The organism is Paenibacillus senegalensis JC66 (assembly GCF_000285515.1).
GTDB classification, from domain to species: Bacteria; Bacillota; Bacilli; order Paenibacillales; family NBRC-103111; genus Paenibacillus_L; species Paenibacillus_L senegalensis.
This window is the reverse complement of record NZ_HE610957.1, coordinates 800776-825608: the sequence shown is the minus strand read 5'-3', so window position 1 is coordinate 825608 and position 24833 is coordinate 800776. Positions and strand designations below refer to the sequence as shown.

The 24833-nt window shown below is 50.7% G+C and carries 24 protein-coding genes; 21 read left to right on the top strand and 3 right to left on the bottom strand.

The genetic code is table 11. The features are described 5' to 3' along the window. The first annotated feature begins 115 nt into the window (after nucleotides 1-115). The 7 genes from rlmN (at nucleotide 116) to spoVM (ending at nucleotide 6326) form a co-directional block, all read left to right on the top strand. A complete protein-coding gene (rlmN, locus tag PSHG_RS03995) occupies nucleotides 116-1165 on the top strand; it encodes a 23S rRNA (adenine(2503)-C(2))-methyltransferase RlmN (protein ID WP_010269786.1) in 1050 nt (349 codons plus the stop codon). A gap of 6 nt (nucleotides 1166-1171) precedes the next feature. Beyond that, nucleotides 1172-1930 (top strand): Stp1/IreP family PP2C-type Ser/Thr phosphatase, encoded by a 759-nt coding sequence (locus tag PSHG_RS03990; RefSeq protein ID WP_010269782.1) that lies wholly within the window; start codon nucleotides 1172-1174, stop codon nucleotides 1928-1930. 7 nt (nucleotides 1931-1937) lie between these two features. Next, entirely contained in the window at nucleotides 1938-4046 is a 2109-nt protein-coding gene (pknB, locus tag PSHG_RS26545) for a Stk1 family PASTA domain-containing Ser/Thr kinase (protein WP_010269777.1), read from the top strand. A gap of 6 nt (nucleotides 4047-4052) precedes the next feature. After that, on the top strand, nucleotides 4053-4964 hold the full coding sequence (gene rsgA, locus PSHG_RS03980) for a ribosome small subunit-dependent GTPase A (protein WP_010269773.1): 912 nt from the start codon (nucleotides 4053-4055) through the stop codon (nucleotides 4962-4964). Nucleotide 4965: 1 nt separating this feature from the next. Then, nucleotides 4966-5634: a ribulose-phosphate 3-epimerase gene (gene rpe, locus PSHG_RS03975; protein ID WP_010269770.1), complete on the top strand. Its 669-nt coding sequence runs from the start codon at nucleotides 4966-4968 to the stop codon at nucleotides 5632-5634. Beyond that, entirely contained in the window at nucleotides 5627-5842 is a 216-nt protein-coding gene (locus PSHG_RS03970) for a hypothetical protein (protein WP_010269767.1), read from the top strand. The genes rpe and PSHG_RS03970 overlap by 8 nt, the downstream gene beginning before the upstream one ends. Nucleotides 5843-6245: 403 nt before the next feature. After that, entirely contained in the window at nucleotides 6246-6326 is an 81-nt protein-coding gene (spoVM, locus tag PSHG_RS26540; RefSeq protein ID WP_010269764.1) for a stage V sporulation protein SpoVM, read from the top strand. 103 nt (nucleotides 6327-6429) lie between these two features. On the opposite strand, the gene rpmB is transcribed toward spoVM, so the two are convergent. Continuing rightward, a complete protein-coding gene (rpmB, locus tag PSHG_RS03960; RefSeq protein ID WP_010269761.1) occupies nucleotides 6430-6618 on the bottom strand; it encodes a 50S ribosomal protein L28 in 189 nt (62 codons plus the stop codon). A 237-nt stretch (nucleotides 6619-6855) separates the two neighbouring features. Between rpmB and PSHG_RS03955 the strand changes: the two genes are divergently transcribed. From PSHG_RS03955 to PSHG_RS03935, 5 genes are all read left to right on the top strand, one after another. Then, nucleotides 6856-7206 (top strand): Asp23/Gls24 family envelope stress response protein, encoded by a 351-nt coding sequence (locus PSHG_RS03955; protein WP_392392010.1) that lies wholly within the window; start codon nucleotides 6856-6858, stop codon nucleotides 7204-7206. An 18-nt stretch (nucleotides 7207-7224) separates the two neighbouring features. Continuing rightward, entirely contained in the window at nucleotides 7225-8961 is a 1737-nt protein-coding gene (locus PSHG_RS03950; RefSeq protein WP_010269756.1) for a DAK2 domain-containing protein, read from the top strand. Nucleotides 8962-8993: 32 nt separating this feature from the next. Continuing rightward, the gene (locus PSHG_RS03945; RefSeq protein WP_010269753.1) at nucleotides 8994-9851 is read left to right on the top strand and encodes a DegV family protein; all 858 of its coding nucleotides are present in this window, start codon (nucleotides 8994-8996) and stop codon (nucleotides 9849-9851) included. A 6-nt stretch (nucleotides 9852-9857) separates the two neighbouring features. Beyond that, nucleotides 9858-11915, top strand: a complete 2058-nt coding sequence (recG, locus tag PSHG_RS03940; RefSeq protein ID WP_010269749.1) for an ATP-dependent DNA helicase RecG — start codon at nucleotides 9858-9860, stop codon at nucleotides 11913-11915. 93 nt (nucleotides 11916-12008) lie between these two features. After that, on the top strand, nucleotides 12009-12296 hold the full coding sequence (locus PSHG_RS03935) for a stage VI sporulation protein F (RefSeq protein WP_010269743.1): 288 nt from the start codon (nucleotides 12009-12011) through the stop codon (nucleotides 12294-12296). A gap of 65 nt (nucleotides 12297-12361) precedes the next feature. Here the strand turns inward: PSHG_RS03935 and PSHG_RS03930 are convergent, their stop codons facing one another. Then, entirely contained in the window at nucleotides 12362-12598 is a 237-nt protein-coding gene (locus PSHG_RS03930) for an indolepyruvate ferredoxin oxidoreductase subunit alpha (RefSeq protein WP_010269739.1), read from the bottom strand. Nucleotides 12599-13201: 603 nt separating this feature from the next. Here PSHG_RS03930 and PSHG_RS03925 point away from each other — a divergent pair. The 3 genes from PSHG_RS03925 to PSHG_RS03915 all read left to right on the top strand — a co-directional run bounded on the left by PSHG_RS03925 (nucleotide 13202) and on the right by PSHG_RS03915 (nucleotide 15454). Then, the gene (locus PSHG_RS03925) at nucleotides 13202-14467 is read left to right on the top strand and encodes a DNA polymerase IV (protein WP_010269735.1); all 1266 of its coding nucleotides are present in this window, start codon (nucleotides 13202-13204) and stop codon (nucleotides 14465-14467) included. 30 nt (nucleotides 14468-14497) lie between these two features. Next, nucleotides 14498-14983: a hypothetical protein gene (locus tag PSHG_RS26535; protein WP_010269732.1), complete on the top strand. Its 486-nt coding sequence runs from the start codon at nucleotides 14498-14500 to the stop codon at nucleotides 14981-14983. Between the two features lie 84 nt (nucleotides 14984-15067). Beyond that, the gene (locus PSHG_RS03915; protein WP_392392009.1) at nucleotides 15068-15454 is read left to right on the top strand and encodes a hypothetical protein; all 387 of its coding nucleotides are present in this window, start codon (nucleotides 15068-15070) and stop codon (nucleotides 15452-15454) included. A 175-nt stretch (nucleotides 15455-15629) separates the two neighbouring features. Here PSHG_RS03915 and PSHG_RS03910 read toward each other — a convergent pair whose 3' ends face one another. Then, nucleotides 15630-16448, bottom strand: coding sequence for a squalene/phytoene synthase family protein (locus PSHG_RS03910; RefSeq protein WP_010269725.1), 819 nt, complete (start codon nucleotides 16446-16448; stop codon nucleotides 15630-15632). A gap of 426 nt (nucleotides 16449-16874) precedes the next feature. Here PSHG_RS03910 and PSHG_RS03905 point away from each other — a divergent pair, with 426 nt between their 5' ends. The 6 genes from PSHG_RS03905 to PSHG_RS03880 all read left to right on the top strand — a co-directional run bounded on the left by PSHG_RS03905 (nucleotide 16875) and on the right by PSHG_RS03880 (nucleotide 24830). Further along, nucleotides 16875-18614: an NHL repeat-containing protein gene (locus tag PSHG_RS03905; RefSeq protein WP_026021182.1), complete on the top strand. Its 1740-nt coding sequence runs from the start codon at nucleotides 16875-16877 to the stop codon at nucleotides 18612-18614. Nucleotides 18615-18691: 77 nt separating this feature from the next. Next, nucleotides 18692-19006, top strand: coding sequence for a hypothetical protein (locus tag PSHG_RS03900; RefSeq protein WP_026021181.1), 315 nt, complete (start codon nucleotides 18692-18694; stop codon nucleotides 19004-19006). Further along, nucleotides 18982-21024 (top strand): helix-turn-helix domain-containing protein, encoded by a 2043-nt coding sequence (locus tag PSHG_RS03895; RefSeq protein ID WP_026021180.1) that lies wholly within the window; start codon nucleotides 18982-18984, stop codon nucleotides 21022-21024. Before PSHG_RS03900 ends, PSHG_RS03895 begins: the two co-directional genes overlap by 25 nt. A 190-nt stretch (nucleotides 21025-21214) precedes the next feature. After that, nucleotides 21215-22867, top strand: coding sequence for an extracellular solute-binding protein (locus tag PSHG_RS03890; RefSeq protein ID WP_010269721.1), 1653 nt, complete (start codon nucleotides 21215-21217; stop codon nucleotides 22865-22867). 94 nt (nucleotides 22868-22961) lie between these two features. Further along, nucleotides 22962-23924 (top strand): ABC transporter permease, encoded by a 963-nt coding sequence (locus tag PSHG_RS03885; protein WP_010269718.1) that lies wholly within the window; start codon nucleotides 22962-22964, stop codon nucleotides 23922-23924. 21 nt (nucleotides 23925-23945) lie between these two features. Then, a complete protein-coding gene (locus tag PSHG_RS03880) occupies nucleotides 23946-24830 on the top strand; it encodes a carbohydrate ABC transporter permease (RefSeq protein WP_010269716.1) in 885 nt (294 codons plus the stop codon). The last annotated feature ends 3 nt before the right edge of the window (nucleotides 24831-24833 follow it).

Here is a 24833-nt window from a genome sequence, read left to right as displayed (position 1 = left end):
GAAGCAGCAGCATCTTCCCGGGGCTTTGTTCGGTGTTTTTGGTTTTGGCTTTCCCCTGTTTATGATAAAATGGATTAGATTGAGCTTTTGACTAGATAAAACAGGTTGTGATGAAATGAAACCTTTTGTATATGATTTAACTTTTGAAGAATGGCAGCAATGGGTGAAGGAGCAGGGTCAGCCTTCTTTTCGCGCTGGTCAGATCTTTGACTGGCTGTATGTAAAAAGGGTAGGGTCCTTTGCGGAAATGACGAATTTGCCCAAGCCTTTGCGTGACCTGCTGGCTGAGCAATTTCAATTTGTAACGCTGAAAGAAATTACGCAGCACCAGTCCAAGGACGGCACGGTCAAATTTTTGTTCGAGCTTCAGGATAAGCATGCGATCGAAACCGTAATTATGAAGCACAGCTACGGCAACAGCGTATGTGTCACGACCCAGGTCGGATGTCGGATCGGCTGCACCTTCTGTGCCTCTACATTGGGAGGGCTGAAACGCAATTTAACGGCAGGCGAAATTGTAGCCCAGATAGTACAGTCGCAAAAAATGCTGGACGCATCCGGGGAACGGGTAAGCAGCATTGTCATCATGGGCATTGGCGAGCCTTTTGAGAACTACGAGGCGATGATCAGCTTTTTGAAAATTATGATCCATGATAAAGGCTTGAATATCGGCCAGCGCCATATCACAGTATCGACAAGCGGCATTGTCCCAAACATTTACCGTTTCACCGAGGAGCGGACGCAGATCAATCTGGCGATTTCCATTCATGCTCCGAATGATGCGCTGCGCTCCAAGCTGATGCCGGTCAACCGCCGCTATCCGTTTGCTGATCTGATCGCGGCCTGCAAGCATTATGTAGAAGTGACGGGAAGAAGACTGACTTTTGAATATGCTTTAATGGGCGGGGTTAATGATCAGCCGGAGCATGCGGAAGAGCTTGCGCAGGTGCTCAAGGAAATTCCGCTGTGCCATGTGAATTTGATTCCCGTGAATTTCGTGGTGGAGCGCAATTTTGTGCGGACGGAGCGGGATGACATCTTTACTTTCCAGCGCATCCTGGAGAAGCACAAAATCACCACCACCATACGCAGGGAGCAGGGCAGCGACATTGCCGCTGCCTGTGGACAGCTGCGGGCCAAACATTTGGAAGCGGGTAAGAGGTGAGCGTCTATGAGAATGGCAAATAGAAGCGATGTCGGCTTGATTCGCATGGTCAATGAGGACCGCGCTGCAGCGATTCCCGATTATAACGGTTACTCCCTGGCGATCGTTGCCGACGGAATGGGCGGACACCAGGCAGGAGACACGGCCAGTCAAATGGCTATAGAGACGGTTCAGGAGCAGCTGCAGGCCGCTCTTAAGCCGGGTATGGATGGTCAGGCCAGGGCGGACGCCATCGAGCAGGCAGTGCTGATGGCCAATAAGAGAATTTATGAGGAGGCCATGAGCAAGGAGCATTTAAAGGGCATGGGAACTACCGTTGTGGTAGCGGTAGCCGATCCGACCGATCTGGTCATCGGCAATATTGGCGACAGCCGCGCTTATTTATTTGATCCCGAAGGAATGAAGCAGCTGACAGAGGATCATTCCTTCGTCAATGCGCTTGTAAAATCAGGCCAGCTCTCGCAGGAGGAGGCGGACCAGCATCCGCGCCGCAACTTTCTTACCCGGGCTCTCGGCACGGATGAAGAGGTGGCGGTAGATATCGTTCATCGTACATGGCGGGAGCACGATATCGTCATGCTTTGTTCCGATGGGCTGAGCGGGGCCGTTCCGCAGCATCGGATGGAATCTATTTTGCAGTCAGACATCGATCTCAACGATAAGGCGCAGCAATTAATCGACGAGGCTTTAAAAGCCGGAGGAGACGATAATATAACGGTCGTGCTGTTGGAGAACGAATCCATGACAGCTCAAGAAACGAGGTGATGGGCGGATGACTGGACAGGTTCTCGGCGGAAGATACGAAATCCTGGAAAGAGTAGGCGGGGGCGGCATGGCCATCGTTTACAAAGCTCATGACCTGCTTCTTAACCGTCATGTGGCTGTAAAGATTTTGCGCCAGCAGTATGTTCACGATGATGAGTTTATCCATCGGTTTGGTTGGGAGGCGCAGTCGGCGGCTTCCTTGTCTCATCCGAATGTGGTCAGTATTTATGACGTGGGCCAGGAGGATGAAATTCACTATATCGTTATGGAATATGTGGACGGCATGACGCTGAACGATCTGATCAAGCAGCGCGCTCCGCTTCAGGTGGAGGAGGCGGTCCATATCGCATCCCAGATTTGCGATGCGCTCGAGCACGCCCATGCTAATGAAATTATTCACCGCGATATTAAGCCGCACAATATTTTGATGGGGCGCGGCGGCCGTGTGAAAGTAACCGATTTTGGCATCGCCCGTGCGGAAACATCTACCGGGATTACGCAGACAGGCTCCGTTGTCGGCTCGGTCCATTATTTCTCTCCGGAGCATGCCAAGGGCGTGGCGGCCGGCGCCAAATCGGACTTGTACTCCTTGGGCATCGTGCTGTATCAAATGCTCACCGGCAAGCTTCCATTTATCGGCGAAAGCCCGATTAGCGTTGCCTTGAAGCATTTGCAGGAGCATGTTGAAGACCCGCGCAAGGTTAATCCGATGATTCCGCAGAGTGTGGAGAACATCATTTTGAAGGCACTGCGCAAGAGCCCCGAGCACCGCTACCAGTCGGCAGGGGAAATGCTTAAGGATTTGGAGACCTGTCTTCTGCCGGAAAGAAGGCATGAACCTAAGCTGCCAGCGGAAGGCTCGGAGCACGATGACGATGATTTCGATCATGAGAAGACGAAGGTCGTTCCGGCAATTCGTGCCTCACAGATTGAGGCTGATGATTATGAAGAGGATGAGGATGAATATAAACCGAAAAAGAAAGGCGGCTGGAAAAAGCCGGTTTTGCTAACGGTTATTTTCCTTGTTATCGTTGGTTTATTGCTGGGAGGTATAGCTTACTTACGGGAAAATATGATTCCGAAAGATGTCAAAGTTCCCGATGTAATTAACAAGCATGTCGCTCAAGCGGAAGCGGAGCTGAATGCGCTTCAGCTGAAGGTAGAAGTGCTGCAAGAGACCCACCCTGAGACTGAGGTGGATCATGTATTTGAACAATCTCACCGCAATATTACGGTTAAAGAGGGCACGACCATCACCTTGAAGGTCAGTCTGGGTGTCGAGCTGGCAACCATGAACAGCTATGTCGGCCAAAAGTGGGATGATGTCGTCGTTTTGTTGAATGAAATGGGAATCGGCGAGGACCAGATCGAACTGGATATGCGTAATGATGAATCTTCCGAAGGGACGATTCTCAATCATTCTCCGCGGCCTGGCGAGCAGTATGATCCTGCAGATGTGCAGTTTAGTTTTACCGTGAGCGAAGGCAAGGAGAAATTTCTGATGCCGGATTTGACCGGTCAAACTATTGAAAGCGCCGATGCGCTGCTGCTGAAGCATGATCTTAGCCGTCTGCAGGGGGATGAAGGCATTATCCGCCAGCCGTCGTTTCAACAGGAAGAAGGCAAAATTTTCGATCAATGGCCGTACAAATCCGGCCAGCTGGTAGAGAAGGGTACGAGCAATATTATTTATTATGTGAGTACGGGGCCGCCTGAAGACGCAGCGCAAATGCTGGTGACTCTTCCGGTGCTGCATCCCAAGGAGGAAGGAACCAAATCAGCGTTCAAGATCATTATCACCGATGCGCAGTATGACAATTATGAGTATCGGGCGTTTGAAATTTCCAAGCCGGAGACGCTGAACGTACCGGTAATCGTGACCCGGGAAAAGAATGCGGTCATTCAAATTTTCCGCGATAATGAAAAGTATGACAATGAGACGGTAACCTATAGCGATTATGAGAACCAGAACCAGCACCAGAATCAGAACCAGTCGCCGCCTCCGGATGAAGAGGAACCAGTAGAATCCCTTCCTCCGGATCCGGGCGCAAACGAGGAGGATGAGGACTCTGAACAGAACCATGGTTCCACTCAAGGTGAGGGTGGAGATGAGTAAAAGCCTATGAGCCAAGGAACGATCGTAAAGGCGCTGAGCGGATATTATTACGTTCTGCCGGACGGCCAAGGGCCGGGCGATCCCCGGATCCAGTGCCGGGGGCGCGGAATATTCAAGAAGAAAAAAATTACGCCGCTGGTCGGAGACAGGGTGGAATTTGCCTTAACCGAGAACGGGGAGGGGACGGTGACCGAGATTCTGCCCCGCAGCTCGGAGCTGATCCGGCCGCCGGTGGCTAACGTAGAGCTGGCCGTGCTCGTTTTTTCCATCGCGGAGCCCAGCCTGAATCTGCAGCTGCTGGACAAGTTTTTGGTTCATGCCGAGCATGCCGGTCTGGACGCGCTGCTGGTTCTGTCCAAGCACGATTTGCTGTTATCCGGACACGTAGACGTAGAGCTAGAAGAGGTGGAAGCGATTCGGACTATGTACGAAGCGATCGGCTATCGGGTGGTGATTTCCAGCTCCAGCGAAAGCCGGGGACTGGATGAGATCCGGGAGTATCTGAAGGGCAGGATCAGCGTGTTCGCAGGACAATCGGGTGTAGGCAAGTCTTCGCTGCTTAACGCGATCATACCCGGCTTGTCCCTGGACACGAATGAAATTAGCCAGAAGCTCGGGCGAGGCAAGCACACCACCCGTCACGTGGAACTGATTGCCCTGGAGCCCAGCGGCTGGGTGGCCGATACTCCGGGCTTCAGCCAGCTTGACTTCAGCCCCATTGAAGCGGAAGATCTCGCAGCCTGTTTCCCGGAGATGGCTTCCCGTGCTCCCGGCTGCCGTTTTCGCGGCTGCCTACATCTCAATGAGCCGGGCTGCAGCGTGCAGGAAGCGGTCGATGCGGGAGTCATTCCCGCCACCCGCTATGAACATTATCAGCTCTTCCTAGCGGAAATCAAAGAGAGAAAAAGGAGGTATTAATTTGTCCGAGCTGCTTATTGCCCCGTCGATTTTGTCCGCCGATTTTGCCAAGCTGGGAACAGAAATTCAAGAGGTCGAGACAGGTGGAGCGGACTGGATTCATGTCGATGTCATGGACGGTCACTTTGTCCCCAACCTGACACTAGGGCCGCTCATTGTGGAGGCGATTCGCCCGCATACCCGGCTCCCGCTGGACGTTCATTTAATGATCGAAAAGCCGGAGCGATACATAACCGATTTCGCCAGGGCCGGTGCCGATTACATCACCGTGCACGCAGAAGCGTGTCCCCATCTACACCGCACTCTTGGGCAAATCCGAGAGACCGGTGCGAAAGCGGGGGTGGCGCTCAATCCTTCCACGCCGCTCAGCACGATCCGTTATGTTCTGCAGGAGGCTGACTTGATTCTGATCATGACGGTCAATCCCGGATTTGGCGGCCAAAAATTTATCTCTGCCATGCTGCAGAAGCTGCAGGAGCTCCGCCGCATGATGGCGGAAGCCGGAATTGACGCCCGCGTGGAAGTGGATGGCGGCATAACCGCTGAAACAGCGCCTCTTGTAGCTGAAGCGGGCGCGAATGTGCTTGTGGCCGGCAGTGCTGTATTTGGCCAGGACGACCGGGCGGCTGCCATTTCGGCGATCCGCCGGGGGAGGGCTGCCCATGGCTAAGTTCAAGCTTTTTTTGTTTAGTGTCGCCGCAGGGATTTTGATGTCCATATTTGTTTTGTTGAACACGGGAGTGTTCCGTCATTTTTTTTCTCTTGGAGCGGTGCTTATCGGAATTTATGTGTTCAAGACCTATGAAGGCAAGTGGAGCCGGATTTCATTTATTTTGCTAACGATCGTTTTTTCATTCTTTTTCCGCCGATCTATGTAGTTCTCGCTTATGCCTATGGATGGCCTGTAGATCCGCAATTTTTTGACGGCATTGAAGACGCCGTTCCCTAGACGGCCCCGTATGGACAGCGGTCCAGCATAATTCCTATAAGCCTCGAATAGACTAAAGTTGCAAAGCGAATGCTATTGCAGCTTTTTTCATTTTTATGCTGAGCAAGCAGCCCCCCGCAAGTATGTGCACCGCTGCAAAGCCAGGCTCCGCTTAACGGGTAATTTTATTAAGAAAATAGATTAGGCCAGGCACTTTTTGAGCAGCTAGGGAATAGAGTAATAGTAATGGATGATTGGAAATGGGGATGCCTTGCCAAGGATGAATAAGCGATCTGCTTCGGGGAGGAATGCCGTAGAACTGAAGCACATTTTTGTTAGGAGGGGTAGAAAAAATGAAATTTTACACTATTAAGCTGCCGAAATTTCTGGGAGGGTTTGTCAAAGCGATTTTGAATACGTTCAGTAAAAACTAGATAAGCAGGTAGATACTACAGACAGCTCATCCCCGGCTAAGAATGAAAAAAAAGCACCTCTTGGCCAGGTGCTTTTTGTTTGCGACATTCGTAATCAACGTTCTTAAACGCGGGTTACTTTACCCGATTTAAGAGCACGAGTGCTTACATAGACACGCTTGGGTTTGCCGTCAACGAGAATCCGTACTTTTTGAACGTTAACTCCCCAAGTTCTTTTGTTCTTGTTATTGGCATGGGACACATGGTTCCCGGTCTTGGGAGCCTTGCCAGTGATATAACATTTACGAGCCATGAACATTCCACCTCCTCCAAAACAATCAACAGCACACAAATGCTATTGCTCCAGTAACAAACACACCATACTATAATAGCACAGAAAAAAGAAATCAGTCAACGATGCGAGCGGCGAAAAGATGCCGCGGAACGTTAGAAAAACAGCGATTTGCATTTATTTCTCTGTTTTATTATAGTACAATGAGACTTAGTCCCTATACTTTTGTGAAAAGGGTGGTAGCACGTGTCAATTCAAATGGCAAATGAGTACGGCAAAATTTATGTTGGCGATGAAGTGATTGCGGTCATTGCAGGTTCAGCCGCTTTGGAATGTTACGGTTTGGTCGGCATGGCTTCACGTCAGCAATTAAAGGACGGAATCGCCGAGTTATTGGGACGCGAAAACCTGGGGCGCGGGGTGGAAGTACGAAGGCTGAAGGATGATGCGATTGACATCGACCTTTACATCATTGTCAGCTATGGCACCCGGATTTCAGAAGTGGCCCATAATGTGCAGAATAGGGTTAAATACGTATTAAGCGAGATTGTAGGTCTTCAAGTGGAACACATTCATATATTTGTGCAGGGAGTTCGCGTAACTCGGTAGTCAGGAAGGAGAATTTGTTTGAGTAAGCGCTTTAATACGATTGACGGTGCAGATTTCATTCATATGATGACAATGGGTGCAGCACGGCTGGAGAGTCAGGTGGAGCAGGTGAATGCTCTTAATGTATTCCCGGTACCGGATGGAGATACCGGAACGAACATGAATTTAACGATGTCGTCCGGAATCGATGAATTACATAGGAAGCCAAGCGAGCACTTGGGTAAAACTGCAATGGCCCTTTCCAAGGGGCTGCTTATGGGCGCGCGCGGAAATTCGGGTGTCATTTTGTCACAGCTTTTTCGCGGCTTTGCCAAGTCCGTGCAGGAAGAGAATGCGATTCATCCCCAGCAGTTTGCGGCCGCCTTGCAGCAGGGAGTGGATACCGCCTATCAGGCGGTGGTCAAGCCCGTAGAGGGCACTGTGCTGACGGTTGCCCGGGAATCTGCCAAGGAGGCCACTTCCTATGCCAGGAAAGCCGGCGATATTGCCGACCTGCTGGAGCATACGCTGCGGAAAGCGGAGGAAGTGCTGGCGAGAACGCCGGACATGCTGCCTGTGCTTAAACAAGTCGGGGTCGTAGATGCCGGCGGCAGGGGGCTCGTCTTGATCTATGAGGGGATGCTGCAGGCCTTAACCGGAGAACAGCCGCCGCTGCCGGTTGCGGAGACGGCTAAGCCGGCAGCCATACCCCAGCAATCGCTGCATGATATGGTCAGCGCCCAGGCTCATATGGCTACGGAAGATATTGAATTCGGTTATTGTACCGAATTTATGGTCAAGCTGTCCCCAGATAAAGTCCCGGGACTGCAATTCGATGAAGGGGACTTCCGCCATGAATTGGAGAAGTTCGGCGACTCCCTGCTGGTTGTGAGCGACGAAGACCTGGTCAAAGTCCATATACATGCCGAATATCCGGGCGAAGTTATGAACTACGCGATGAAATTCGGAGATCTGACCCGCATCAAGATCGAAAATATGCGTGAGCAGCATGAGCATATTATCCAGGCGGAGGAGGCCGGTCGTGCCAATGCATACCTGCACGCTCCCGCCATACAGGAACAGCCAGCGGTGCCGGAGGAGCAGGAAGTCGAGCTTAAGCGCTTCGGCTTTGTCACGGTATCGGTAGGGGACGGAATCAGCGAAATTTTCTCCAGTCTCGGTGTTGATCAAGTGATCGCCGGAGGTCAGACGATGAACCCGAGCACGGAGGATATTGTCAAGGCGATTATGAAGACGCCCGCTGATACGGTGTATGTTCTCCCGAACAATTCCAACATTGTAATGGCGGCTGAGCAGGCCAGAGAGCTGGTAGAGGAGAAGCAGGTCATTGTAATCCCTAGCAAGACGATTCCCCAGGGGATGGCCGCTCTGCTGGCATTTGTCGACAATGCCACCTCGGAAAGCAATACAGATGCGATGACTGCGGCGCTGCAAAACGTCCGGTCAGGACAAATTACCCAGGCAGTCCGCGATTCCTCAATTGATGGGATGGACATTAAGGAGAATGATTATCTTGGCTTGATGGACGGGCGAATTGCTGTAGCCATCCCGGATTTGTCCGCAGCGTGTCAGCAACTGCTGGATCAAATGATTGGCGAGGACGGAGAAATTGTAACGATTCTCGCTGGTGAGGAAGCGGTGGCGGAGCAGACTGCCGCGATTGAAGCCTACCTGGCCGAGCACCACCCGAATGTCGAGGTGGAGGTTCATAGTGGAGGACAGCCGCTCTATGTTTACCTGTTCTCGGTAGAATAGTTCGGGATTTAATTTATAGTGAGGTGATCGGGTTGAGCAAGATTCGTATCGTTACGGACAGTACTGCAGATATTCCCGCGGAGATTCGGGAGAAGCTTGGAATTTCCATGGTTCCATTAAAGGTTCATTTCGACAAAGAAACCTATATCGATTCGGTAACGATTCAAGCCGACGAGTTCTATAAGAAGCTGGCGGCTTTCTCCGGCCTGCCTACAACTTCACAGCCATCGCCAGTTGATTTCGTGGATATTTACAAGGACATTTTGAAGGATGATCCGGACACTCATATTATTTCGATCCATTTGTCTGCCGCGATGAGCGGAACCTATCAGTCGGCCGTGCTGGCCAAGTCGCTTCTTGAGGAGCAGGGGGAGCAGGTCACGGTAGTGGATTCCAAGTCGGCTTCCTACGGCTTCGGATGGCTCGTTGTGCTTGCTGCAGAAGCGGTAAATGAGGGCAAGAGCAAAGAAGAAATTTTGGATATCATTTATAAAAACCGAGAAGAGATGGCGCTCTATTTTCTAGTCGATACGCTGGAGTATTTGCAAAAGGGAGGACGGATCGGTAAAGCCGCTGCTTTCCTGGGAACTTTGCTCAATATCAAACCGATTTTGTCGATTGATGACGAGGGTGAAGTAACGTCGGTTGAAAAGGCAAGAGGCCAGAAAAAAGCGATGAATCGCTTGATTGAGCTGACAAGGGCCAAGCATGGCGATAAGGAAGTGAATGTCATTATCGCGCATGCCGCTTCGCTGGGAACAGCCGAGGAGCTCAAGGAGCTGGTACAAGCCCAATTGAAAGTGAAATCAGTATCCTTTACTACGGTTGGGCCTGTAATCGGCACGCATGCCGGTCCGGGTACGATTGCCATCTTTGCTCTTCCGGGGTAAGGTCCGATGAAGCTGAGTGAGATTGCAGTTAAGCAAATCAAGGGTGTTGGCCCTAAAAAGGCGGAGGATTTGGAGCAGCTCGGCATTCATACCGCCCAGCAGCTGCTCGAATATTTCCCGTTTCGTTATGAAGATTACCGGATTCGTGATTTGGCTCAGGTAGCGGATGGAGAGAAGGCGACTGTAGAAGGGAAAATATACGGCACCCCTTCGCTGCAAATGTACGGCCGCAAAAAGTCCCGCCTGACCTGCAAAGTGGTCGTGAACGATGTAATGGTCACAGCCGTATGGTTTAACCGGCATTTTATTAAGGATCAGCTGCAGCCGGGCGAAACTATAGTCCTGAATGGAAAGTGGGATTCCCGGCGCCAGCAGCTTACTGTTTCCGAGCATGAGTTTCCCGCCAAAGCCAGCCGTCAGGGACCCCGCAGCGGCACTCTGCAGCCCGTCTATTCCGTGGCTGGTCCGATTAGTCAGGCCTGGATGCGTAAAACGATTAAGACTGCGCTGGAGCGTTATGGTTCTTACGTAGAGGAGCTGCTGCCGGAGGAGCTGCTCGGCAAGTACAAGCTGATTTCCCGCAAAGAGGCTGTGGCTCATGTGCATCGGCCGGACAATTTCGAGGATGGCCGGCAAGCTCGAAGACGGCTTGTTTATGAGGAGCTTTTTCTTTTTCAACTGAAAATGCAGGCATATCGCGCCCTGAACCGGGGCAGAACAGACGGGGTTGCCCATGCACTGGATATGGAAGCGATCCGCTCCTTTATCCGTTCCCTGCCGTTTGAACTGACCGATTCACAGAAAAAGGTGCTCGCTGAAATTTTCCGCGATTTGAAGGAGCCCTATAGTATGAACCGACTGCTGCAAGGCGATGTCGGCTCGGGCAAAACGGCCGTAGCGGCCGTTTCTTTGTTTGCTGTAGTCAAGGCAGGCAAGCAGGGGGCGCTTATGGTGCCTACGGAAATATTAGCCGAACAGCACAAGCGGTCGCTTGAGGAGATGTTTGCCCCATTTGGCATTCAAGTCGCTTTGCTGACGGGCAGTCTGCGGGAGAAGGCGCGCCGCGAAACATTGGCCTCCTTGCAGATGGGACTCACAGATCTGGTGATCGGTACTCATGCACTCATTCAGGAGGACGTGGTGTTTCGCAGTTTAGGGCTGGTCATTACCGATGAACAGCACCGGTTTGGCGTCAATCAGCGCGGCATCCTTCGCAGCAAGGGGCTTAACCCCGATGTGCTGACGATGACGGCTACGCCAATTCCGCGAACCCTGGCGATTACAGCATTCGGGGATATGGATGTTTCTACGCTAACGGAGCTGCCTAAAGGGCGCAAGCCGATCAAAACATACAGCGTCTCCCATGATATGCTGCCGAGGGTGCTCGGCTTTATTCGCAAGGAGGTATCCCAGGGCAGGCAGGCGTATGTGATTTGTCCGTTGATTGAGGAATCGGACAAGCTCGATGTGCAAAATGCGATAGATGTCCATACGCAGCTGGCCCAGCATTTCCCGGACCTGAAGATCGGTCTCCTGCATGGCCGCCTGACCAACATGGAGAAGGATGAAGTGATGCAGCAATTTAAGGACAACGATGTGCAGGTCCTTGTTTCCACAACTGTCGTGGAGGTGGGGGTGGATGTGCCGAACGCCACATTAATGATCGTCTATGATGCGGTTCGTTTCGGACTGTCCCAGCTTCACCAGCTGCGGGGAAGAGTGGGCCGCGGAGCGCACCAATCGTACTGCATTCTGCTTGCCGATCCGAAGAACGAGGTCAGCAAAGAGCGGATGAAGGTCATGACCGAAACAAACGACGGCTTTGAGATCGCGCGGCGTGATCTGGAGCTGCGGGGACCGGGGGATTTTTTCGGAACAAAGCAAAGCGGGCTTCCGGATTTTAAGCTGGCGGATCTGATGAGCGATTACGAGATCTTGGAAAAGGCCCGTGAAGACGCCGCTGCCCTCGTGCAGGAGCCGGACTTTTGGACAGCAGCCCGCTATTTGCCGCTGCGTGATTACCTGCAGCAGCAGCAGGTATTCCGTGCGGGCCGCTTCGATTAAATACGCTAAGCCGGGTATTTTTCTGCTAATAGACACATTCCCCCTCCGATTCTCATAGACTAGAGAATGAGGGTTCGGAAAAGGGGTGGATACATGAGCTATCAGCAGTACGGCATTGACCCCGGACTGGTGGAGCGGATTAAACGGAAAATGAAAAACCCGCTCACGAAGGAACGGATTAAGGCGATGCTTCACGGAGTCAGCAAAGCGGATTTACAAAATCCGGCCAAGGTTCGCTCGCTTCTTAACCGGGCAGCCAAGGTGCTGGGCGAATCATTAACAGAGCGGCAATCGGCTCAAATTGTACAATTTGTGATTGCTCAAAAAATCGATCCTAATAACACGTTTCATCTCTTAAAGCTATGGGGGATGTTCCGCTAGCGCTAAGAGCGCGTACTAAAAAACACCGGGTGCTGGAATAGCCTTCCGGTGTTTTTTAGTATACCTTAGTTTTGGAAAAACGCGCGGTTTTTCTCGATAAACTCTTGCTCGTCCGCAGGAACATCATCTTCTTGGTAAATAGCCGCTACGGGACATACCGCTTCACATGCTCCACAATCAATGCAAATATCCGGGTCAATATAGTATTGATCTTCCCCTTCTTTAATGCAATCGACCGGACAGGCCTCTACACAATCTGACGCTTTCTCCCCAATACAAGGCGATGTGATAACAAAAGCCATGTGAGAACCTCCTTTGCTCAGTAATGAATAAGTAAGATGGTATGAGAAAAACTCCTTAGTCAAAACTATGCGGGAACAAGCCCGTTCATTCTGACACCCTATCGTCCTGATCTGATCAGGGCGGAGTCCTTCGGGGATAGCGACCGCTTTCAAGCAGCTGGTCGAGTTCTGTTAGTTGCCGTTATCCGCAAGTATAACAGGGGTTAAGCAACATAGCTTGACCGCCTGTCCTTCAAGATGAAACAGCAGCTGCTCTACCGGCACAATCCTACGTCCATTATCACTTTTTTTTCTTCACAAATCAACTGAAAGATTGTCCGGGTGCGACAAAACCCCCTCTGCTTTCCCCGCATTCTACTATAGCTCCCGGCTGGTATTTACTCTGCCCGCAAATATGTGATTAAATATCGATTCCCATCCATGGCTCCGCTTGTGGGAGTATTTTACATAAATACTAAATGCTCTTAAACTGTGACAAGCCCCAGCATTTAGGCAAAAAAAGAGATATTTTTCCACTTGAAACGGGAATAAATGTTCTTATAATTAATAAAATAAGAACATATGTTTCCTGTGTGCATAATTCCTTAGTTTGGGGTGATTGTGATGGCATGTCCGACTGAGCGGACGATTATGCTGGCGGATTGTTTATCGTTTTACGCCAGTGTGGAAAAGACAGCTCATCCTGAGTTCCGCGACCGCCCGGTTGTTGTAGCGGGAGATCCTGCACGCCGCAGCGGCATTATTTTGGCAGCTTGTCCAGTGGCTAAAGCCCAGGGAGTTAAAACGGCGGAAACATTGGGCGAGGCGATGGGCAAGTGCCCACAGCTGATCGTTATCCGTCCGCGAATGCAAACCTACCTGCAGGTTTCCTTGCAAATTACGGAAATTTTGGAGCAGTTCAGCGACCGCGTGGAACCCTTCAGCATTGATGAGCAGTTTATTGATGCAACTGGAATATGGCCCCGTTATGGATCGCCCGAGAGAATGGCTGCTCAAATTCAAAGATACATTATGCTGCAAACAGGGATATGGGCTCGCTTAGGCATCAGTTCGACCAAGGTGCTGGCTAAGATGGCCTGCGATATTCATGCGAAGAAGAATGAGAGCGGGATTTTTCATTTGCAGACTGCGCAGATTGCCTCCCAGCTATGGCCCAGGCCGGTGCATAACCTGTTTGGGGCAGGCTCGCGTATGACTCGCCATTTTGCCCGTATGGGGCTGTACACAATAGGCGATATTGCGCAGACCCCGCTGCCTCGCCTGAAGGAGATGATGCGGGCACGCATGGGCAAAAACAGCGATATTCAGGCTGAGGTCTATTGGCGTACCGCTAACGGCTTGGACGATAGTCCGGTAACGCCGGGCACTCATGATGTCCAGCAAGCGGTCGGCCACCAGATGACACTGCCGCGCGATTATCGCACCCCGGCCGAAATCGATCTGATTTTGCTGGAGCTCAGCGAAGAAGTGTGCCGGCGCTGCCGGTCCAAGGGGTACGCCGGATGGGTGGTGTCGGCAGGCGCCCAAGGGGCGGACTTTGACCGGCCCAGCGGGTTTTACCGGCAGCAAAAACTGCCTGATCCGACTAATATTACGCGGGAGGTTTATACAGCTGCGCGCCGTTTGTTTTACCGGTTTTGGGACGGTCAGCCGATCCGCCGGGCGGGCGTGACTCTGTCCCAGCTAACCGATGCCAGCAGCTATCAGCTGACTTTATTCGGCAATCGGGAAAAAGCTCGCAGTCTGGAAAAAGCAACGGATGCGATTAAAAACCGTTTTGGCAGCACCGCGATTTTGCGTGCCTCGTCTTTAATGGAGCCGGGGCAGGCCAGGGAGCGCAGTGCGAAAATAGGAGGGCATTATAAGTGAATACGAAAGCCAGGGAAGGAGGGGTGACATATGGGCAAGAAGCTGAGCGGCAACGGCTTATGGGAATCAAGCCGAATGATGCTTCCCGAGCACCGGGAGATACTTGTTGAGCGGAGAAAGTACCCGGCGGCAAACGACGAGGGAGCTTTGCAGCCGGCCGACCGGCGGCTCGTCCGGCAATCGGTTGTACTTCCGGTGGCGCTATCGATTACCCGGGGTAATTTCAAGCGCCTCAAGGCATTTCCCACTCCTCTGCACAAGCTGTATGTTCAGGCGACTATGCTCCTGATCGATTGTCTTCATCGGGATGAGGTGAAGATAAGGCAGGAGCTCGCTGCTAAAGGAATCGAAGTGCGGCAGGAAAGCGCGGAAGATGCGCTTCACTGCCGCTGGATGTATCGTGGGGCTGAAGAAAGCTTCACTTTTACCCGAGATGCGCTAAGACAAGAGGTGGCGCTGCAGCTGCAGAATTATATTACGGCGCTGTTTTCTTCCGCCAATGCTCGCCAGAGCTAAAGACGCTCTTGCAGCAAAGAAGGTTTTTCGTCTATAATAGGAACATATGTTCTATTATGTCTGGAGGCGGACAGGTTGAGAAATGTGCCAACGAAGGAAGAGCTGGAGATGATCCGGGACTATTGCTTGCTTCCGATTATGCTCGCGATTGTGGAGAACAGCCGCAAACAGATTGAATATTCGGTAGCGCTGTCGATCAAGCAGCTGTATTTGGCAGCAACTGACGCTTTGCTGTACCGGATTCGGGCTGACTTGACCGCGGTGAAGAGCGGCTTGCGTGAGCACGGTATCAAGGTGTTCGAAGACGAACGGCAGGACAAGAACGGCCGGTATTACCGGTTTGTTTGCCGCGGATACGAGGATAAGTTTGCGTTGATTCGCGACCTGATCCGGGCTGAGGTAAGTGTCCGTCTAGGAAGCTATATTGCTGAAGTGATCAGGGAGGCTGGCCAAACAAGCAAGACCAACTAAACAAACAAGACTTTTTCAACGGCCGATGCCCTGGAGCACGGTTCTTCCGTTAGAAAAGTCTTGGTCAAGGTAAAACGTTCATATAAATCGTCTCTTTAAGTGGCCAGCCGGCGGCCGTCATGCTGCGAAGCCCGTGCGCCGGGAGCTGGCGTGTGTGTGAAGACTTGCCGTCTGATTAACTGCTCTGCAAACGCTGTACAATTTCAAGCACAGAGGTGCGGCTAAGCTTGCTCTTACCGGCCGCCAGCGCTTCCAGAGTTCCTGAAGCGAGCGCCAGCGGGATGCGGCAGAAGTCCAGCACCGGCCCTGGCTTCAGATCCTCAATATAGGCTTGTCCTAACTGCAGGTTGCGGCGGGTGTAAGCGAACATATCCTGCAAGTCCCAGCCATCCGGGAAAAAGTCGACGCCCCGCTCCAGGTCTTCCTTGCGGTTGCGGACGATGTTCACGGTTTGCAGGCCGCGGCCAAATCCGGTTGCTTCCTCATAGTCGGTTTCCGTGCCATCGTACCAGTTCCAGATGTCAGATAACAGGACGCCGACCGCTCCGGCTACGCAATAGGTGTAATCATCCAGATCCTTCTCCGTTCGTATGACCCAGTTTCTCTCGACCCAGTCTGCCATGCCTGCCGCCATCTCGGCAGTGGCTGCCCATACGGTCGGGGCAATGGTGCTTGGGCAAAAGAGTGCCCAATCGGCGAGCTTCAAGGTTACTTTGGGTAAAGATTTTTTGTAATTAGCAAAAATAACTTCCGCTTCCCGGGGATCGAGCTCTGCGTTTTTTAAGAAAACAGCGACTTGACGCAGCAGTTTGATTTTATCCGGAGCGGGCAGATGCGGGTCGTCTTCAATTTCGTCTATCGCGCGCATACAAAGGTAGGCCGAGGCTACAGCTTCCTGTAATCCGGGGACCAACCGGCTGATCGGGATGTAGAAGGTGCGGCTTGTAGCGGCCAAAGACTTCATTGCTTCTTTGTGTTGTGCGGATTTACCCATGAAAAAATACCTTCCCTTCTAGTTGACTAAACCTGACTGAACGATATGGACTAATAGTAAAAAGTATACCCTTCCGGGAAGCAGAAGTAAAACCGCAGAGTATCAGAAAACATAATATTTAGGATAGTTCCTTGGCAATAAAACTAGGGAATTAGCAAGCTGGTAACAAAAGGGGGCATCCGGTACGCCGGAGACGTAATCATTCCTTCGTTCACGGTCAGTAGCTGTGGGCGTTTTTGATGTTCTTGTTATATTGACAACAACATAAAATCAAATCATAATCGTAGTTGTAAAACAATTGCAATACAGGTTCCAGACGTATACCTTTTTGTCACATGGTATGTCGGATTCGAATTTGTTGAGAGGGGTGTTACCGTGCCAACAACATACAGCGAGATCGGACAACCGTGCAGGAATTTCAACATTTTGGCGACAGAAGTTCTGACTGATCCTTTGGATGGAAAGGATAAGTTCGTGTTATCCAATTTTGCGATGGGAGGAACCGGGAGTATTATTCTAATTGATGCGGCGACGGGGGAGGGGGAAACATTTGAATTGCCCGTAGGAGCCGGGGCCTGGGGATTGGTGAACTGGAGAAATGAGAAACTGGTTGTTGGCACATGTGTGCAGCAGGCTTATTTGCACGTGTTTGATTTGAAAGCGCGTTCTTGGGCGAAACCGCTGCAGTCTCCGGGAGAAGAGTACTTTTGGAAGATGGCGCTGGGCTCTGATGGAAAAGTGTATGGGGGAACCTACCCCGGTTGTGCTTTAATGCAATATGATCCGCTCACGCATTCGCTTATCCGCCTCGGACGGGTATCTGACAATGAGAAGAATTTATACAGCCGCCCGGTTTGGGGAGAGGCGGAAGGCCGCATTTTTGTTCAATATGGCTTTGAGACGAACGGCAACAAAGTATACGACATTGCAAGCGGTGAGTTTGCCTCTTTTGCGAGCCCTGGCGAAGAGATCAAGGAAGTATGCAATGAATTTGTGTGCACGCAACAGGAAGGCCGGTTGCGCTTTTACGATCCGCAGACACTGCGGCCGCTCGATCCGTCAGGTCTGGAGCAGCGTCTTGAGTTCACTGCGATCGAACTGGCGAATGGCCAGAAAATCAGCGTAAAACGCCTTCCTTCGGGCAAGCTGGCGGGGGTGAGGGGACAGGACTACTTTATCATCGAAGCCCCGTCGTCCGCCGCTAACTGGCAGCAGCCTTTGGAGGTGGAATTGAAACGAATTCCATCCGAAGCCCCGCCGACCTCGATACATACTTTGCAAACGGATACAACAGGAAATGTATGGGGTGCGAGCGGTTTTGGACAAACGATTTTCCGCTTTACCCCTCAAAACGGGCAGTTTTGGAATTCGCCGGCTGTTTGCAATCGCGGCGGTGAAGTATACGGTATTGTAAGTACGGAGGATAGATTGTTTTTTTCCAGTTACGTTGGCGGCGATCACATCGTCTACGATCCTTCCGCACCCTGGGATCAGTTGAACAATGTTAATCCGCAAACACTGCGCTCTGTTGCGCCGCAGCTGATCCGTCCCGAAGGGCGAAGCGTATTAGGGCCGGACGGTGCTGTCTGGACCGGATGGTCGGCGAAATACGGCACGTATGGCGGCGGTCTGTCGAGAGTAGACCCGCAAACGCTGGAAGTAACGAGCTGGTATGATCCGATACCTGAGCAGCAGGTGGCAGGCATAGCCGCAGACGATGAATATATTTATTTTACGACCAATGGAGGGGCCAGCGGCCTTGCCTATCGCGACGTAGACTGTCATCTTGGCGTATGGAAGCCGGGAACGGGAGTGATTCATCAGGAAACTTTTGAACCCGCTGAGCGCACGGGAAAAGCCATTATTGCGCTGGGCGGTGAAGTTCTTTTCGGGGTAGGGAAAACGCTGCGTATTTTTGACAAGCAAAAATTAGAGCTGACAGAGACGATTCCTTTACCGGCACCCTGCAGTTGGCTGGTGGCTGTGGGTGATCGCAAAGCGGCCGTGTTCAGCGGGAATAGGCTCGGAGAAATAGATATGGACAGTCGGGTCATTACATGGGCGGCAGAGCTGCCCGGCCAAGTCCATGCCGCGGCGGCGGCTGATTCAGGAGAATTGTATTTTGCGGTAGGCTCTACATTGTTTGTTACGGATAATTACAAATAGAAATGAAGCAGAGCAAACGGCAGGCACAAACGTCCTGCCGTTGTTTTGTATAGCAGGTTCGAAAGGGGGAATATATTTTGACATGGTTTAGTCGCCTGACGCTCGCTTCCAGCAAAAAGCGCAGAAGTGTGTTCCTGATCATTCTATCTTCCTATTTTCTTGTCCTGCTGCTGCCGCTGTTAATCGGCAGCTTGCTCTACATAAGAGTTCAATCGGTTATGGTAGAAAATGCTTCGCATGCGAATCTCGGCTTGCTGGAACAGATCAAGCAGGCTGTGGAGAAGGAATTGGAAGAAATCGACCGGTTAACGGTTCAAATTTCGGTTCACCGAAGCTTAACTGGCTGCTTGGAGCAAGCAACGAGGAAATGCAGCACGAGCCATTTCAGGTGATCGATTTTACAAGAGAGTTGAGAAACTATCGGAATATTAGCAGCTTGAAAAGCGATTTTTATATTTATCTTGAGCAGCAAAATGTCGTCATTAGTTCTACCGGCAAAACGGATGCCAACAATTTTTTTCAAAATTTAAGAACCTACGAACAGATGTCGGTCGATGATGTTTATAACTCTATGCTCTCTGGTGTGCGGCAGCAGGCATATGTGACGACAGACCGGGTAAACGGAAACCGCAACATCATTTTTGTGCAGTCGCTGCCAATATGGAGCCGGACGAATGTGCAGGGCTATTTGGTCATTCATTTCGATGATAGTCATTTAAGAAGAATGCTTGAGCGGCTGAATGGAGTGTACGGCGGGGATATCCATATTTTCGATCATGAAAACAAAGTGATTGTCAGCAATGATGCCTCAGCTGGGGACGGCATGTTTTTGCAGCTGCCGGAAGATATGGGGTACGAAATGATCCATCACGGAGGAGAAAGCAAGATGCTTTCTTACACCCATGGCAAAAACGATTGGAAGTATGTCTCAGTCGTTCCGCGGGACACTGTGATGAAGGATGTTGACGAAATTAAAAACCGGGTGCTGCTTGTCATCGGCATTGGCCTTTTGATCGGGCTGGCAACGGCGCTGATCATGACTTACCGGCATTACACCCCGATTAGAACGGTCGTCAACGAAATTTTGAAGGTCGAAAACAACAGCGAGAAGGATGTTGTCAACGAGTTGGAGTTTATCCGGCAATCGGTCAGTCGTTCGCTGAGCAAGGAAAAAAGCATGAAACGAGTGCTCGAGCGCAATCAGCCGATGATTCAGGCTCATTTTTTGAGCCGATTTATGAAAGGATACTTAAAAATTGCCGATGTGACCGAAGACTCGCTGGGATTTATGGATGTGAGGCTTGATAAAGACGGTTTATTTGCCGTTGTGCTGATCGAGCTGGACGAGGGAAGCGATTTTTTTCACGGCGATTCGGAGAAGGAGTGGGGACTCGCTCGCTTTACCATCTCGAATCTGGCTTATGAGCTTATACAGGAGAACGGTTATGTGATCGAGATGGAGCGTTCCCGTCTAGCGATTCTTTACGCGGACGAAGGTAAGGCAGCCGATGTCGCTGCTGCGCGCGATCAATGGATTCGTTTGCTGCAGGATACGCTTCATCAGCGCTTTCGCATGAACGTCACATTGGCGGTGAGCGGCATCAAAGCAGGGCTTGAAGAAATCCCGCAGTGCTATCGCGAGGCTTTAATGGCGATGGATTACCGGATGATTTACGGGACAAATGCGGTCATCCATTATGAAATGGTTGGCGATATTGGCCAGCAGACATATCAATATCCGCTGGAAACCGAGGTGCAGCTGATCAATCATGTGAAGAGCGGTGACTGCGAGGAGATGCAGAAGGTGCTGCGGCGAATTTATGAAGTGAATTTTGTTACGCATAATATTTCCCCTGAAATGGGCAGGTGTTTGTTTTTCGATATGACAGGCACCATCTTGAAGCTGATGAATGGACTCCATATAGACAGCGAAACGCTGTTTGAAGACGCCGATGATCCGCTCAAGACTTTGTCCGACAGCTTTACAGTGGAGGAGATGTTCGCGCACACGACAGCGCTTTATACAAAACTGTGCCGGTTGGTAAGGGAGGGACGCACGGATCGCAGCGAGCAGTTGTATCGGGACATAGTCCATTATATAGACGAGCATTTTGGCGACAGTAATCTCAGTTTATCCTCTATGGCTGACCACTTTGGCATAACACCGCAATATCTTTCTACCTTTTTCAAACGACATAGCCGGCAAAACTTGAACGATTACGTGGCTCAAGTGCGCATCCGGGAAGCAAAAAAACTGCTCGAGAACACTTCCCAGCCTTTGGCGCAAATTGCCGGGCGGATAGGCTACGCCAACGATATCGGATTTATTCGCTTGTTTAAAAAGCACGAAGGGATTACTCCCGGCAGCTACCGCAAAAATAAAAAGCGCCAGCAATTTGAGGAAAGCTGACAAACCAGGGCACTGTTTAAGCTTAGATAGTCAAGATGAAAAGCAGATAATTGCGGGGAATCTTACTGCCGCACCGTTTTCCATAACTTGTATAGTCGATGTGTAGGATAGGCAATAGGCAAATGGCAGACGCAATTCCTACAGTAAAAGAGCAAGGAGATCACCTCAGCAGAGAAAGGAGATATGGTCAATGTACGCAAAAAGAAAGTCGCTTCACGCTTTGCTCGCACTGCTTCTGTCTTTAGCCCTGCTTGCAGCATGTTCGTCAAACAAGGGACCGGTCAGCGAAGGGGGAGGAACAGAAAATGGAGTTGACGATGGAATACCCGAAGAAAGAAAAACGCTCAGCATGTTTATGATCAATTCGGGTTTGGCGCACCCGGACAATGTTGACCCTTCTGACAATCCGTTTATCAACATTATTGAAGAGGAAGCGAATGTCGATCTAAGGCTGGATGTTCCTGCCTATTCGGACTGGGAAACGGTGTTCCGGCTGATGCTGGCGTCTGGTAAACTGCCCGACATCGTTCATTCTCCCGGGCTTCATTCGGAAATTTATCAGGCTGCAAATGAAGGCGCTTTCATTGATTTAAAAGAATATTACGACAATTCGCCGATCGTCCAGGCGGTCATTTCTCCGGAAATGATGGAGCTCGCCAAGGATATGGACAGCGGGCACTATTGGCGCATTCCGATGAATTATGAATCTTCTCCGCCAGGGTCAGGCTTGTTTACACGCTATGATTTGGTGGAGAAATATAACGATGGCATATGGCCGAGGTCGGTCGATGAGTGGGTGGACCTGATGCGCAAGATCAAGGCTGACGATGAGAGTGCGTTGATCTTGACGACCCGGCCGGTAGGAGACCAGCTATTTCATTATGGGGGCAGGGTTATTTACGATATGTACGGTGCGGATCCGTACGGTTGGCGTGTGATGGATGGCGAAATTATCCCTAATGTATTGCTTCCTGAATATCGCGCGGCTACGCAAAAAATGCGGGAGCTGTATGCGGAAGGCTTGCTTGATCCGGAATTTGCGACTAATGATTCGGCCATTTACTTTCAAAAACTGCAAAACCAAGGCATTTTAATGCAGTGGAACACTGCCGATCAGCTTCCAAATTTTGCAAGACAATATTTGGTCAGCCCCGATTACGCTGATCAACGCCATTATAAGTGGGTATTCGCGCCGCCACTAGAGGAATATCCAGCAGAGCTGGCTGATCCGAAATACGCCGCAGGACCGAAAGGGTCTCCGATTACCGGGCACGGTCTGTACATTTCTGCTGCTGCTTCCGACCCGGATCGCGCCTGGAGAGTCATTGAAGCGTTCGCTTCGGAAAGATTGTACGAGGCGATTTTCTGGGGAGAGGAAGGAGAAACCTATACGGTTGTAAACGGGGAGAGAGTGCCTGACGCGGATGCTTTGGCGAGCCAGGACCGCAGGTGGACCCTGCATCTGGCACTGCTGTGGGGCTTCCAGAACGGTCAGGAAGTCCAGCGGGCGATTAACGAGCAGGTGCTGGGTGAGGATTATGCGAAGCTGGTCTATGACTCTTTAGATGTATTGCAAGAAAAAGCCGAAGAAAGAGGACTTCATCAGTTAATCGGGTATAACGCCTCCGGTGAGGCGGCAATGAAAGGATCAGAATCGATGCAGGCGATTAACCGCTTTACTGTAGAGGCGATTACCGGACGCATCTCCATGGAGCAGTTTGACGCCGAGGTGCAGAAATGGGAGCAAACTTACCGCAGCATTATATATGATCCGATGCAGCGCTACATGGATGAAAATAAGGATTTCCTCCGGTCTGTTGGCTTCAAGGCAGTGGACTGGTAATTTATACGAAATAAATGCATGCCGGGAACGGGATATCCGTCGGGAGTGACAGCCGGACGGATATCTCTTCATTAAGCTGATGAGGAGGAGACTGATGAACCAAACCATACCCAAATCTCCGCTTGAACTGGGAACTTTCCGCAAAAGAGGAGTGCGCCGCAAAGTACCTTTCAAAAAATGGTTTCCTTTATACTTGCTGCTGACTCCGACAATCGTGTCCTTGTTTGTGTTTAACTATATCCCCATGTACGGAATCATCATTTCCTTTCAGGATTATTCTGTATTCCGCGGTATTCTTGGCAGTGAATGGGTGGGCTTGAAGCACTTCATCTATTTTCTCAACGATGCGCGCTTTTGGATGGTCATGCGAAATACACTGATTATTAATTTTTATGACCTGATCTTTGGCTTTACAGCGCCGATTCTCTTTGCTCTCTTGGCCAACGAAATTCACCAGCGCATGTTCAAGCGTGTGATTCAGACGGTGTCTTATTTACCGCATTTTTTATCCTGGGTCGTCGTCGCAGGGATTTTTTATCAGTTTTTGGCGCCGCATACCGGTTTGTTTAATATTTTTATGTCCAACGTATTCGGCATGACGCCCATTGATTTTATGACCGATAAAAGCATGTTTCGCGGGCTGCTGGTCATTGCCGACATTTGGAAAAGCACAGGCTGGTCGGCTATTTTATATTTTGCTGTAATTGCAGGCATAAACCGCACTTATTATGAAGCGGCCTGGATCGATGGAGCAAATCGTTTTCAACAAGTACTGCACATAACACTGCCGCATATGACACCGATGATTGTGCTTTTGTTTTTGCTAAATTTGTCTCGCATATTTGGCATCGGTTTTGAACGGGTGTTTTTGATGCAAAATCCGCTTGTTTACGACGTATCCGATGTTATTTCAACTTATGTTTATCGCGTCGGTCTCGAGCAGGCTCAATACAGCTTTACGACCGCGATCGGATTGACTCAGAGCATTCTCAGCTTTGCCCTGCTGGTCGGGTCGAACTGGCTGTCGAAAAAATGGGTGGGCATGGGCCTGTACTAATCACAGACTGGAGGCGTTGACATGAAGCAGTATCGCACCCCGTCCCGGACGGTGTTTCAAATTTTCAACTACAGCTTTTTCATTCTTTTTTCCATTACGATTCTCGTTCCGTTTATAAATGCAGTTGCCATCTCATTCAGCAGCTCCGCAGCCGCCAGAAGCGGCTCGATTGGATTATGGCCGGTCGACTTCCAATTAGACGCCTACCTCATGCTGATGAATAGCGCCACTTTTATCCGTTCGTTTGCCAATACAGTGTTTTTAACCGCCATTAACACTATCCTGGTGATTATCGTTTCGCTGTCGACTGCTTATGCATTATCGAGCAAAAATATGGTGATGCGCAGGACGGTGTTCTATTACATTATTTTCACGATGTTTTTCAGCGGAGGATTAATTCCCACCTATCTTCTCGTGAACAATCTGGGGATAACGAACTCTTACTGGGCGCTGATTTTGCCCGGAATTGTAAACGGCTTTTATGTCATTGTGTTCAAAAATGTAATTGACCAATTGCCGGGAGAACTGCTGGAAAGTGCGGAGATAGACGGAGCGGGAGATTTTCGCATGCTGTTCCAAATGGTGCTCCCGTTGGTGCTGCCGATGACGATGGCTTTTACGATTTTCAGCGCAGTCGCCTACTGGAATGAATGGTTTGGCGTCTTGCTGTATATACGCGATTCCCAATACTGGACCCTGCAGTTCCAGCTGCGGGATATTTTGGTCACGTCCACGGTGTCTCAAGATTTCAACACGGATTTGCGGGAGCAATTCGGACTCGCTGTCCACCCCGAAAATTTGAAAATGGCAGCTTTAATGATTACCGTGCTGCCGATCATTGCAATTTATCCGTTTGTGCAAAAATATTTTATTCACGGCCAGCTCGTTGGCGCGGTGAAAGGATAATGA